Below are 14063 nucleotides of genomic sequence, written 5' to 3' on the forward strand. Positions count from 1 at the left end.
ATGGGCTGCTGGCTTACACCGTATCCACCTTCAACGAATGGTCATTGAGCATGCCGTTGATGATGGTCGCGGTGTCATGCCCGGCCGCGATCAGCCCGCCCGCCCCGGCGGACACCCCGTAGTGCTGCGCCAGGTCCACTCCGGCCAGGTCGATGGTCTGGGTCGGCGCCGCGCCAGCGACGCTGCTTACCTCGATGGTCGACACCACGCTGACGCCGCTGCCGCTGACCTTGAAGTGCAGGTAGTCGTCCAGCGAGGCGCTGGTGGCGTTCTCACCCTGTAGCAGTTGCGACAGATCCAGGTGATCGCTGCCGGGGGTGAAGTCGGTCACGGTGTCATGCCCGGTATCGCCCTTCTGCCAGACAAAGCTGTCGTTGCCACTGCCGCCGGTCAGGGTGTCGTTGCCCGGCCCGCCAATCAGGATGTCGTTGCCGGCACCGCCCTTGAGCACATCGTTGCCCGCGCCGCCGTTGAGCAGGTTGTCACCGTCATTGCCGGTCAAGGTGTCGTTGTAGTCCGAGCCGATCAGATTCTCGATACCGCTCAGGGTGTCCAGCCCGGCGCCGACGGTGTTCTGCTGCCCGACATGGCCAAGGTCCACGGTCACGCCGGCGGTGGCCTTGGCGTAGCTGGCAGTGTCATTGCCGGCTCCGCCGTCGAGCAGGTCATTGCCAGGCCCACCGATCAGCAGGTCGTCGCCATCACCACCGTGCAGGCTGTTGTTGCCCGCCCCCGCCACCAGCACATCGTTACCGGCGCCACCGTTGAGGGTGGTATCGCCGGCCCCGGCCAGCAGGACATCATCACCGCCGGTGCCGGTAAGGGTGTTGCCGGCCTGGTAAGTGATATCCACCGCTCCGGTGCCGTAGCCGCCGTGGTTATCGCTGACGGTGTAGCTGCCGTGATAGTCCTCGTTGCTGGCATTGCTGTAGTCCACCACCAGGCTCAGCTTGTAGTTCTCGGCAGCCTTGCTGTTGCCGGCGGCGTTCTCGGTATTGATCACATGGATGCTGTACACCCCGTCATGGGTGGCCGTGAAGCTGCCGCCATCGGCGATGGTCTGGTAGCTGCCGCTGGCATCCTTCCATTCCATCAGCAGGTTGCCCGCAGGCCGGTCATGGTCGAGGGTCAGGGTCTCGCCCTTGCGCAGGGTCACCGTCAGGGTGTCCTCGTCGTTGGCATTGGCGGTGCTGATCGAGCCCAGGTAACCCGCCACCACCAGGGCAGCGGTCATGCTGCCGTTGAGGCTGGTGAACTCGCTGCGGGCCAGGTCGCGCAACTGGTTCTCGGCCTTGCTGGCGGTGGCATCGAACTTGATGTTCTGCGCCTGGGTGCCCGTCGTGAAGCCCGCGCCCTTGTCGGCGAAGTTGGTATTGAAGGTGGTCGGCGCGGCACTCAGCGTGTCGTGGTCCGGGTCGCGGTCATTGGCCAGCAGCGCCTCTGCCGGCACCGTCAGGGTAGCGCCCTTGATATTGGTGATGATGTGGTCGGCACCCGCGACCGGCGCGCCATTGCTGTTGATGTTGACCGTCAGGCTGGCATTGCGGGTATCGCCGTCGTTGTCGCTGGCGGTGAAGCCGAACTTCTCCACCTGGCCGCTGCCGTTGTCCTTCGGTGGCGTGTAGGTGAACTCGCCGTTGTCCATGTTCACCACCAGGGTGCCGCCCAGGCCGGTCTTGATGCTCAGGCTGTTGCTCACGGTGTCGAAGGTGGCTTTGTCCGCGCCGCCACTGGCCGCGTATCCGCCCTGCCCGGCATTGGCCTTCGGATCGTAGGTGTAGGTGGTGCCATCGACCAGCAGCGCCTTGATGAAACCACCGTCGGCCCCAAAGTCGCCGCCGCTCATCAGGCTTCCGGTAATTGGCGCACCCTGCACCGTACCGGAGAGCACCGCACTCAGCTGGCTGAGGTCGGTGACCACCACCGAATTGGTATCGGTATGACTGCTGCCGTCGTAGGCCAGCGGATTGAGGTTGCCCTCGTTGACCCCGCTGCCCATGCCGATGGCGTAGGACTTGATGCCGTTGCTGTCGAGGAAGGATTCCCAGGCGGCTTCCCGTGGCGCGGTCATGGCATGGCCATTGGTGGGCTCACCGTCGGAGAAGAAGTAGCTGATGTTCTGCGCGCCTACCAGCTTGCCGGTGGTGGCGAAGGCTTCCTGGGCCTTGGTCGCCGCCGAATCGTAGTAGGTCGAGCCACCTGGGCTGAGCCCGGCGATAAGGTTCTTGGCCTCGCCGATCGTGACCCATACCGGGGTCTGCACCTGCGCACCGGTGCCGAAGGTGACGATCTGCACCTTGATGTCGCCCATCTCGTCGTACTTGTCGAGCAAGGCATTGATCGCCTGCTTGGCCAGTTCCAGACGGGTCAGCCCCGGCACGCCGGAGCTTGCCGCCATGCTGCTGGACACATCCACCACCAGCAGGATGTTGGAGTCCACCTGGCCGGGCGTGATGCTGCGTACCGCGCACTGGACCGTCGGCATATCGTCGACGATGTTGATGGCGATGGTGCTGGTGACGCTGTTGCCCAAGGCGTCGGTAGCCTTGTAGGTGAAGTACTCGTTGACCGTGTTGGCGCCGTCGTTGGCCCCCCCCGGGGTCTTCGGCGCCGAGTTCAGGGTGTAGGTGTAGGAACCGTCGGCATTGAGCTGGATCTGCCCGTACTGGCCCACGGCATTGCCGACCAGGCTGTAGGTCAGCGCACCGACGCCGCCCTGGACCGACCCGACCAGGCTGCCGGAGGCCGTCTCGCCAGTGGAGCCTGGATCGCTGCCGGTGACGGTGCCGGCGGCCAGGTCATTGCCGTCCTTGTGCAGGTCCAGGGCTTTTTCGTACACGGTGACGTCGTTATCCTCGCACGCCACCAGCTTGCTGTCCTGCACATTGATGCGAATGGTCGTGGTGCTCTCGTCGCCGTCGGCGTCACGGATGGTGTAGACGAAGCTGTCGGTCGCGCCGGCGGCCGGCACGCTGTCGGGGTTGGCGTGGTAGGTGGCGTTGCCCTGGCTGTCCAGGGTCAGGTAGCCGTACTGGCCAACGATGGTGTCGCCGACATGGCCGATGGCCGAGGTAGAGGTGTCGGAGCCGGCGCGCACACCGACCACGTACTGCCCGTCGGCACGCACATCGGCGCCGACCACATCGTTGTCCAGCACGTTACCGCTGACGCTGGCGCCCTCCTTGACCGAGGCCACGTCGCAATGGGCCTTGGGCACGTCGTCGACGATGCTGACCACGATGGTGCTGGTGGTGGTGTTGCCGAGTGAATCCTTGACCTGGTAGGTGAAGCTCTCGGTGACCACGTTCGGGCCATCGTTGACGTGGTTGGGCGAGTTTGGCGCCGAGGTCAGGGTGTAGGTGTAGCTACCATCGCTGTTCAACTGGATCTGGCCATACTGGCCGGTGGCATTGCCAACCAGGGTGAAGGTCAAGGCACCGATACCGCCGCTGACCGAGCCGGCCAGCGAACCACTGGTGGTTTCCGTGGTGGAGTGCGGGTCGCTGCCGGTGACATTGCCCGCTGCCAGGTCGTTGCCGTCCTTGGTCAGGTCCAGGGCTTTCTCATAAACCTTGGCCGTCTCGTCCGGGCAGGCCACCAGCGAAATGTCGTGCACATCGATGGTGAGGGTGGTGGTGCTTTCATCGCCATCGGCATCGCGGATGGTGTAGATGAACACGTCCGTGGCACCGGCTGGCGCCACCGCATTGGGGTTGGCGTGATAGGTGGCATTGCCCTGGGCGTCGAGCGTCAGGTAGCCATATTGCCCCGCCACGTTGCTGCCCAGCTGGCCGATGGCCGAGGTCGAGGTGTCGCTGCCGGCGCGCACGCCGACCACATATTGCCCATCGGCACGCACATCGGCACCAACCACGTCGTTGACCAGCACATTGCCGCTGACCGTGCCGCCTTCGTAGACATTGGCGAAATCGCTATGGGCCTTGGGCACGTCGTCGACGATGCTGACCACAATGGTGCTGGTGGTGGTGTTGCCGAGCGAGTCCTTCACTTGGTAGGTGAAGCTCTCGGTAACCACGTTCGGGCCATCGTTGACGTGGTTGGGCGAGTTCGGCGCCGAGGTCAGGGTGTAGGTGTAGGAACCATCCGCGTTCAGCTGGATCTGGCCATACTGGCCGGTGGCATTGCCGACCAGGGTGAAGGTCAAGACACCGATACCGCCGCTGACAGAACCTGCCAGCGACCCACTGGTGGTTTCCGTACTGGATTGCGGATCGCTGCCGGTGACGTTGCCCGCTGCCAGGTCGTTGCCGTCCTTGGTCAGGTCCAGGGCTTTCTCGTAGACCTTGGCCGTCTCGTCCGGGCAGGCCACCAGCGAAATGTCGTGCACATCGATGGTGAGGGTGGTGGTGCTTTCATCGCCATCGGCATCGCGGATGGTGTAGATGAACACGTCCGTGGCACCGGCTGGCGCCACCGCATTGGGGTTGGCGTGATAGGTGGCATTGCCCTGGGCGTCGAGCGTCAGGTAGCCATATTGCCCCGCCACATTGCTGCCCAACTGGCCGATAGCCGAGGTCGAGGTGTCGCTGCCAGCGCGCACGCCGACCACATACTGCCCATCGGCACGCACATCGGCACCAACCACGTCGTTGACCAGCAGATTGCCGCTGACCGTACCGCCTTCGTAGACATTGGCGAAATCGCTATGGGCCTTGGGCACGTCGTCGACGATGCTGACCACAATGGTGCTGGTGGTGGTGTTGCCGAGCGAATCCTTGACCTGGTAGGTGAAGCTCTCGGTAACCACGTTCGGGCCATCGTTGACGTGGTTGGGCGAGTTCGGCGCCGAGGTCAGGGTGTATGTGTAGCTGCCATCACTGTTCAGCTGGATCTGGCCATACTGGCCGGTGGCATTGCCGACCAGGGTGAAGGTCAACGCACCGATACCGCCGCTTACCGAACCTGCCAGCGAACCACTGGTGGTTTCCGCACTGGACTGCGGATCGCTGCCGGTGACATTGCCCGCTGCCAGGTCGTTGCCATCCTTGGTCAGGTCCAGGGCTTTCTCGTAGACCTTGGCCGTGTCATCCGGGCAGGCGACCAGGGAGTTGTCGTGCACGTTGATGGTGATGGTGGTGGTGCTTTCGTCGCCATCGGCATCGCGGATGGTGTAGACGAACACGTCCGTGGCACCGGCCGGTGCCACCGAATCGGGATTGGCGTGATAGGTGGCATTGCCCTGGGCGTCGAGCGTCAGGTAGCCATATTGCCCCGCCACGTTGCTGCCCAGCTGGCCGATGGCCGAGGTCGCGGTGTCGCTGCCGGCGCGCACGCCGACCACATATTGCCCATCGGCACGCACATCGGCACCAACCACGTCGTTGACCAGCACATTGCCGCTGACCGTGCCGCCTTCGTAGACATTGGCAAAGTCGCTGTGAGCCTTGGGCACGTCATCGACGATGCTGATCACGATGGCGCTGGTGGTGGTGTTGCCGAGCGAATCCTTGACCTGGTAGGTGAAGGATTCAGTCAGCACATTCGGGCCATCGTTGACGTGCTTCGGCGAGTTCGGCGCGGAGGTCAAGGTGTAGGTGTAGGTGCCATCCGTATTGAGCTGGATCTGGCCATACTGGCCGGTGGCGTTACCGACCAAGGTGAAGGTCAGCCCGCCCACGCCACCGCTGACGGAACTGGCCAACGAACCGCTGGCCGTCTCGCCGGTGGAACCCGGTTCACTGCCGGTAACATTGCCACCGGCCAGATCGTTGCCATCCTTGTTCAGATCAAGTGCTTTCTCGTAGACCGTGACCTCGCTGTCAGGCCCGGCGATCAGCGAGCAATCGCGCACGTCGATGGTAATGGTGGTGGTGCTTTCGTCGCCATCACTGTCACGCACGGTATAGACGAAGACATCCGTGGCGCCCGCCGGCGCCACGGCATTGGGGTTGGCGTGATAGGTGGCGTTGCCTTGGGCATCGAGGGTCAGGTAACCGTACTGGCCCTGGACCGGATCGCCCAATTGGCCACTGGCCGATGTCGAGGTGTCGGAGCCGGCTCGCACACCCACCACGTAACGACCATCGGCCCGTACGTCCGCGCCAGACGTATCGTTGTCGAGCACGTTGCCGCTGACCGTGCCGCCTTCGACGACACTGGCCGCATCGGGATTGGCCTTGGGCAGGTCGTCGACGATGTTCACGTCCAGCGAACCAGTGGCCGTGCTGCCATCGGTGTCCGTGGCGGTGACGGTGAAATGCTCGGACAGGCTGTTGGCGCCGTCGCCGTTGGCGTGGCTCTCGTTGTCCAGCAAGGTGTAGCTGTAGCTGATCACACCCGTGGCCGGGTTGTAACCGGTGATGGTCAGGGTGTTGCCCAGCGTAGTGGTGATCGACTGCGGGAAACTTGCCGCCACGCCGCCACTGAACACGGTGATGCCGCCGACGTTCAAGGTCTGCAGGCCATCGGGCGCCGTCACCGTGAAGGTGCCGCTCTGCGTCAGCGCATCGGGATTGGGTGCACTGCCGTCGGCCAGGTTCTTCTCGTAGACGGTCAGCTCGCCGCCTTTGACGTCCAGCCCGCCGAGGGTCACCGGGTCATCGAGGTTGCTGACGTTGAGGGTCAGGGTCGCGGTGCTGGTGTCGCCGTCGGCGTCTTTCAGGGTGTAGGTAAAGTTTTCCACCCCACTGCCGCCACCGTGCAGATTCTTGAAGTCCGGATCGTTGGTATTGAGGGTGTAGGTGTAGGAACCATCCGCCGCCAGCACCAGGGTGCCGTAGGTGCCAACGAAGGTACCGGCCACCACCGGGCCGCTGGGGATGCGGTCCGCGCCCTGGATATCGTTGGTCAGCACATTGCCGCTGAGTTCCAGATGCTGCTCGGTGGCGGTGGTGGCATTGCTGTCATTCACAGCCCTGGGCACATCGTCACGAACGATAACGTCCAGCGTGCCGCTGGCCACATCGCCATCGGTGTCGCTGACCAGCACCGGGAACTGCTCGCCCAATGTATTGGTCCCGGCACCGTCCGGATGATGTTCCGCGCCGGTCAGGGTGTAGCTGTAGCTCACCACGCCCGTGGCCGGGTTGTAGCCCGTGATGGTCAGCACATTGCCGAGCCCGGTGACGATGGACTGGCCGACGCCGGTCACCACGCCAGCGGTGACCACATTGATGCCACCGACACTGAGGTTGAACACGCCATCGGCGGCAACCACCGTGAAGCTGCCCGACTGGGTCAAGGCCAGAGGGTTGCTGGCCGAGCCCTGGAGCAGGTTCGCCTCGTCCAGGCTCAACTCGGCAGGGCTGACATCCAGGCCGGTGAGGCTGACCGGATTGTCGGCGGGTGGCGCGCCGGCTGGCAGGGGCGCCGCGTCATTGCCATCGAGCCCACCAAGCTCGAGGTTGGCCAGCAAAGGGAAGCCGTTGAAGCCCGCCGTAGGGAAACCGATGGTGGGATCCACCCGACCGGCCACCTCGGTCAGTATCACGAAACTGTGGCCGCCACCGAGCGCACCCGACACGCCACCAGGGTTGCCGCCCGCCGCGGTCGCTTCGGCTTCCTGCGTGGGGTCGGCGCCTGCGGCAATGGCTTTTTGCAGTTGCTCGACGTCACTGAGCTGGGCGTTGCTGGGCTGCGTGTCCGGCGCTTGTACATGAGGAGCGCGATCGGCCAGCAGGTCGGGGGTCATCTCCAGGCTGCTACCACGGCCCAGGGTCAGCTCGGCACCGTTTTGCAAGCGCACCGCCACCGCGCCCTCGCTTCCGGTCTCCAGTTGCTCGCCGGCGAACAGGCGATCCCCTTCCACCAACAGGCGGCGATGACCGTCATCGCCCACCGCGAATACCTGGCCGACTACCTTGCCGACCACACCGACTAATTTAGCCATGAGCGTACGCCTCCCCTGCCGATGGGCTTTTCGCAGATCAAGGCGTGCCGGGTAATGTGCGCAAGGTTCCGAGTGCCATGGTTGCTGGAACCGTTGCTGTCACGTTCGTGAGAAACCACGCTCCTTGTGACGACTGCCGCGATAGTGGACAGGGCGAATGGCCATTATTGAGTGCCATTTTTTTGTCGCCAAATTCCGCTTTCGCCTTCCTCCCCTGTCTCCTTAGCTGCAAAAAATCTGGAACTTTCACCAAAGCCCGAAAATCGCCTGTCCCAGCCAATTCCCGTAACCACCTGAATGAAACAATGTCCCGGATTTCTTAGACCGCATAAGTTTTTTTTCGCATATATCTTATGAAAAAATCTTCTTAGCTCGCCCGGTAAATGTTCTTAGCTCTGTTGTTACAAACCTGAAACGGTTTGATTCTAATTTTTCGTCATTTTTTTGGCGAACAGCAGGACATTATTCAGGACCAGGGAGATGTACCCCATGCGCGCTTTAACCCCCATCACCAGTGCGATTTTGTTGGCCATGGCGTGTGCCAACAGTCAGGCGATGTCGATTACCGAGGCTGTCCAGAACGCCGTGGACCAGCATCCCGAGATCAGCGCCAGCCGCAACAGCAGGCTGTCCGCTGACGAGGATGTGAAGTTCGCCCGCGGGGGGTACTACCCAACCGTCGATCTGGTCGCAGGCTACGGCCGGCAACGTTCGGACAACACCAACACCCGCGGCTTCAACCCGGACGGCACGCGTAACCACAACAAGGAAACGCTCAACTACACCCAGTCGGAACTGCGCCTGCGGCAGATGCTGTTCGACGGCTTCAATACCTCCAACGAGGTCGCCCGCACCGAAGCGGTGGCCACCTCACGCGCCTACTACACCCAGGCCACTGCCGAGAGCATCGCCCTGCGTGCGATCGAGGTTTACCTAGAGGTGCTCAAGCGCCGCGAGCTGGTGAGCTTGGCCAAGAACAACCTGCAGGCCCACCTGCGGGTCAACGACCAGATCGGCCTGCGTAGCGAGCGCGGCGTGGGCAGCACCGCCGACCTCGACCAATCCCGCGCCCGTCGTGCACTGGCCGAGAACAACCTGGATACCGCCGAAGTCGACCTGGCCGACGCCGAGGCCAACTTCTACAGCGTAGTCGGGCGCCTGCCGGACGAGCTGGAAACCCCGGTCACCATCAAGGGCGAAGTACCGGGCGACCTGCTCAATGCCCGCCAGGGCATGCTCGAGAACAACCCCTACCTCAAGTCGGCGCAGGCCGACGTGCGCTCCGCCGAGCAGCAATACGAAGTGGCCAAGTCGCCCTTCTACCCACGCCTGGATGCAGTGCTGGCCACCGGTGCCAACAACAACCTCGGCGGCCAGAAGGGGCACGACAACAATGACTGGCAGGCCGGCGTCGAGCTCAGCTACAACCTGTTCCGCGGCGGCAGCGACAAGGCCCGCCTGCAGTCGGACGCGCACAAGATCAACCAGGCGATGGACATCCGCAACAACGCCCTGCGCGAGCTGAACGAAAACCTCAGCCTGGCCTGGAACGCGATGAACAACGCCCGCAAGCAGACCCCAAGCGCCCGCGAGTACGCCGAGACCACCCAGCGCGTGCGTGCCGCCTACCAGGACCAGTTCGGCCTGGGCCAGCGCACCCTGCTCGACGTGCTCGACAGCGAGAACGAGCTGTACAACGCCAACCGTCGCTACACCGAGGTGCGCTATACCGAAGAGTTCTCCATGTACCGGGTGCTGGCGACCATGGGCGAGCTGCTGAGCAAGCAGCGTATCTCGCTGCCGCCGGAAGCCATCGCCAAGACCGAAGTGCGCAACGAGGCGACATTGCCTGACATGCGTTAGGTTCTGACGAGACAAGGGACTTTTCGCCAGCGCCCATTTCCCGTCCACCGCGGCAGGAGTAGGCCATCGTGACCAGTATGCAAAGCGCGCAACCGCGCCTGGATGTTGATGATCCGTTGCTCGATGGCCTGCTGATCCTGTGCAAGCTGCATGGCTGCACGGCCAGCCGTGCCAGCCTGTGCAGTGGCCTGCCACTGGCCGAGCAACGCCTGGGCCTGGGCCTGCTGCCCCGCGCCGCCGCGCGTGCCGGGTTGCAGGCTCGCGTGCTGCGGCGTGACCTGGACGCCATTTCCCCGCTCAACTTGCCGGTGCTGCTGATCCTCGATGACGGCCGCAGCGCCGTGCTGCAACGCTGGGGCGAAAACGGCCGGGCATTGCTGCTGCCCTGCGAGGCCGAGGGTGGTGAGCAGTGGGTCGAGCGCGAAGCCCTGGCGCAGGCCTACAGCGGCCAGGCCCTGTTCGCGCGCCCCCGGCATACCCTGGAGGATGTACGCGCGCCGCTGATCCCGCGGGTCAACGCCTGGTTCCGCGACACCCTGCGCCACTCCCGCTGGCTGTACAGCGATGCCCTGCTGGCCAGCCTGCTGATCAACCTCCTGGGCCTGATGGTGCCGCTGTTCGTCATGCAGACCTACGACCGCGTGGTCCCCAACCAGGCGCTGTCCACCCTGTGGGTGCTGGTCGCCGGCCTGTTCATCGGCACCGCCTTCGAACTGGTGCTGCGCATGGTTCGCGCCCATCTGCTGGACCTGGCCGGCAAGAAGACCGACCTGATTCTCTCTGCCACCTTGTTCGAACGCATCACCGGCATGAGCATGAAGGCGCGCCCGGCCACCATCGGCGGCTTCGCCCAGAGCATCCATGACTTCCAAGGGCTGCGCGAATTCCTCACCGCCGTGACCCTGACCAGCATCATCGACCTGCCGTTCGTGGCCCTGATGCTGCTGGTGATCGGCCTGCTCGGGGGCTGGCTGGTGGTGATCCCGCTGATCGCCTTCCCGCTGGCGGTAGGCCTGGCGCTGTTCATCCAGGTGCGCCTGCGCGACACCGTGCAAAAAAGCCTGAGCCTCGGCGCGGTGCGCCAGGCGCTGCTGATCGAGACCCTCGGCGGCCTGGAAACCCTCAAGGCGTGCGGCGCCGAAAGCGAACGCCAGTACCAGTGGGAACACACCAACGGCGCCATCGCCCGCCTCGACGCCCATGCCCGCAACCTGTCGTCGCTGGCCAGCAACGGCACGCTGTTCATCCAGCAGTTCTGCGGCATGGCGACGATCGTCGCCGGGGTGTACAGCATCATCGCCGGCAACCTCAGCGTCGGCGCGCTGGTGGCCAGCTACATGCTCGGCAGCCGGGTGCTCGCCCCGCTCGGCCAGATCGCTGGGCTGATCACCCGCTACCAACAAGCCCAGCTGACCATGCGCAGCACCGACGCCCTGATGAGCCTGCCCCAGGAGCGCGAGGCCGAGCACCAGGCGCTGGAGCACACCTCGCTGCAAGGTGGCATCACCATCAACCACGCCACCTTCCGCTATGCCGGGCAAACGGCGCCAGCCCTCAACGACGTCAGCGCCGCCCTCAAGCCGGGCGAGCGCATCGGTATCATCGGCCGCAGCGGCTCGGGCAAGAGCACCCTTGCCCGGCTGTTGATGGGATTCCATCACCCCGACGAAGGCCAGGTGCTGCTGGACAACCTCGACCTGCGCCAACTGGATATCAGCGACCTGCGCAGCCAACTCGGCTACGTGGCCCACGACCTGCCGCTGCTGGCCGGCAGCCTGCGCGACAACCTCACCCTCGGCGCACGGCACGTCAGCGACGCGCGCATGCTGGAAGTCGCCGAACTGACCGGCGTCAGCGAGCTGGCCCGCCAGCACCCGCAAGGCTTCGACCGCCCGGTGGGCGAGCGCGGCCAGCTGCTCTCCGGCGGCCAGCGCCAGGCCGTGCTGCTGGCCCGGGCCCTGCTGCTGGAGCCGCCGATCCTGATACTCGACGAGCCCACCAGCCACATGGACAACAGCAGCGAAGAGCAACTGCGCCAGCGCCTGCTGAACTGGGTGCCCGGCAAGACCCTGCTGCTGGTCACCCACCGCACCTCGATGCTCAGCCTGGTGGACCGGCTGCTGGTACTGGACAACGGCAAGATCGTTGCCGACGGGCAGAAGGATGCGGTCATCGACGCGCTGCGCAAGGGCCGTATCGGCGCGGCGCTGTAAACCAACACTGTTGAATCCCTGTGGGAGCGGGCCCCGGCCTGCATCGGAGGTAGAACATGCCCATCAGCCACAGCGTGCGCAGCTACCTCCAGGGCGGCGACAGCCGCGCCGAACGCGACTATATGCCAGAGTTGGCCGGCGCCACCCTGCAGGAGTCGCCCAGCCTGTCGCGCCTGACCGTGTGGCTGGCGGCGATCCTGCTGCTGGTGGCGCTGGTCTGGGCCAACTTCGCGGTGCTCGATGAAGTCACCGTCGGCGAAGGCAAGGCAATCCCGTCGAGCAAGGTGCAGGTGGTGCAGAACCTCGAAGGCGGCATCGTCACCGAGATCTTCGTGCGCGAGGGGCAGATGGTCGACAAGGGCGCCACCCTCCTGCGCCTGGATGACACGCGCTTCAAGTCGAACAAGGGTGAAAGCGAGGCCGACCGTTACGCCCTCACCGCGCAGGTGGAGCGCCTGTCGGCCGAATCCGAAGGCCGCCCCTTCGTGCTGTCGAGCGAAGTACGCGCCAAGGCGCCGCAGGTGGCCGAGGACGAGGCCGCGCTATACGAATCACGCCAGCGCCGCCTGACCAGCGAGAAGCAGACCCTCAATGAACAGCTACGGCAGAAGACTCAGGAGCTGGCCGAGTTTCGTTCCAAGGTCGACCAGTACCGCTCGGCGGTGGGCCTGTTGCAGCAGGAACTGGACATGTCCTCGCCGCTAGTGAGCAAGGGCGCCATCTCCCCGGTGGAGATCCTGCGCCTCAAGCAGCGCAGCGTCGAGGCGCGCGGCCAGCTGAACGCGACCAACCTGGCCATACCCCGCGCCGAAGCGGCGATCGCCGAGATCCGCAGCAAGATTCAGGAATCGGACGCAAGCTTTCGCTCCGACGCCGCCAAGGAGCTCAACGACAAACGCACCGAACTGTCGAAGATCACCGCCACCAGCATAGCCATCGACGACCGGGTCAACCGCACCACCGTGGTGTCGCCGGTGCGCGGCATCGTCAAGCTGCTCAAGGTCAACACCATCGGCGGCGTGGTGCAGCCCGGCAGCGACCTGGTGGAGATCGTGCCTATCGAGGACAACCTGCTGATCGAGGCCAAGGTACGGCCGCAGGACGTGGCGTTCCTGCACCCGGGGCAGACCGCAATGGTCAAGTTCAGCGCCTACGACTACACCATCTACGGCGGGCTCAAGGCCAAGCTGGAGCTGATCGGCGCGGACACCGTCACCGACGACAAAGGCAATGCGTTCTACCTGATCCAGGTGCGCACCGACAAGAACCACCTGGGGGGCGACAACAAGCCGCTGCTGATCATCCCGGGGATGGTCGCCACGGTGGACATCATTACCGGGCAGAAGAGCGTGCTGGACTATCTGCTGAAGCCGGTGATGAAGGCCCGGACCGAGGCGTTGCGCGAGCGCTGAGCGCGATCTGAATATCAGTGGGAGCGGGCTTGCCCCGCGATAAGGCCGGCACAGCCAACCGTTTGATCAACCCTGGCCGTGATTACGCTCGAAGGTTTCCGCGCCCATGGCTGCGATCTGCCCGTCGATCAACGCCTCGAACGGGCGCAACAACGCATCGAAGCCAGCAGGCGCTTCCAGCACGTTCAGCGCCTGCACGATCGCCTCGAGGGTGGATACGGCGCCTGGCTCAGGGGCCTTGCGCAACCGGTAGCGCGAAGGCAGGACTGCGCCCAGCGTCACCCGTGGCAAGGCTTCCAGCTGCGGGTTCAGGTAGAGCATCTTGCGTGCCTTGCGCCAGGTGCCGTCGGGTACGATCAGCAGCAACGGCAGATCATCACCCTGGCCGTATGCCTGCAGGACCTCTGCCTCATCACCTGGGAACAACAGCACCGGGCGATAACCCGGTGTCGTCAGCAAGGTCGCCAGGTCATCGAACACCTCGCCGATCCGCAACTCTGCATTCACTAACCCAAGGGCGGCCAGGCGAGCCGTGTTCAGGGCGTGGGCGGTTTCACTGGGGTGTTGCAACACGATCACGCGGGTACGGCTGTCCAGGTGCGGGATCAGTGGGCAGAGGCAATGGGCGAGCGGGCGCTGGCAGCGCTCGCAGCGAGGTCTGGGCATGGGGATCTCCGTTGGCGGAGGGATTTTGCCACAGGCTGGAAATTTGGGCCCGCTTTGCGG

Annotated in this window: 5 protein-coding genes; 3 read left to right on the forward strand and 2 right to left on the reverse strand. The window is 64.4% G+C overall.

The window, feature by feature from the left end:
• Window positions 1-13 precede the first annotated feature (13 nt).
• Window positions 14-7849 (reverse strand): retention module-containing protein, encoded by a 7836-nt coding sequence (locus LU688_RS20630; protein ID WP_289678228.1) that lies wholly within the window; start codon window positions 7847-7849, stop codon window positions 14-16.
• Between the two features lie 489 nt (window positions 7850-8338).
• Between LU688_RS20630 and LU688_RS20635 the strand changes: the two genes are divergently transcribed.
• The 3 genes from LU688_RS20635 to LU688_RS20645 all read left to right on the forward strand — a co-directional run bounded on the left by LU688_RS20635 (window position 8339) and on the right by LU688_RS20645 (window position 13337).
• Entirely contained in the window at window positions 8339-9712 is a 1374-nt protein-coding gene (locus LU688_RS20635) for a TolC family outer membrane protein (RefSeq protein WP_038707585.1), read from the forward strand.
• A 77-nt stretch (window positions 9713-9789) separates the two neighbouring features.
• Window positions 9790-11925: a type I secretion system permease/ATPase gene (locus LU688_RS20640; RefSeq protein ID WP_232888251.1), complete on the forward strand. Its 2136-nt coding sequence runs from the start codon at window positions 9790-9792 to the stop codon at window positions 11923-11925.
• Window positions 11926-11981: 56 nt separating this feature from the next.
• Window positions 11982-13337, forward strand: coding sequence for an HlyD family type I secretion periplasmic adaptor subunit (locus LU688_RS20645; protein ID WP_023632204.1), 1356 nt, complete (start codon window positions 11982-11984; stop codon window positions 13335-13337).
• Between the two features lie 66 nt (window positions 13338-13403).
• Here the strand turns inward: LU688_RS20645 and LU688_RS20650 are convergent, their stop codons facing one another.
• Window positions 13404-14003 (reverse strand): tRNA-uridine aminocarboxypropyltransferase, encoded by a 600-nt coding sequence (locus LU688_RS20650; protein ID WP_023632203.1) that lies wholly within the window; start codon window positions 14001-14003, stop codon window positions 13404-13406.
• Between the last annotated feature and the right edge of the window lie 60 nt (window positions 14004-14063).

The sequence above is a fragment of the Pseudomonas soli genome, assembly GCF_021283165.2.
Classification (GTDB): Bacteria; Pseudomonadota; Gammaproteobacteria; order Pseudomonadales; family Pseudomonadaceae; genus Aquipseudomonas; species Aquipseudomonas soli.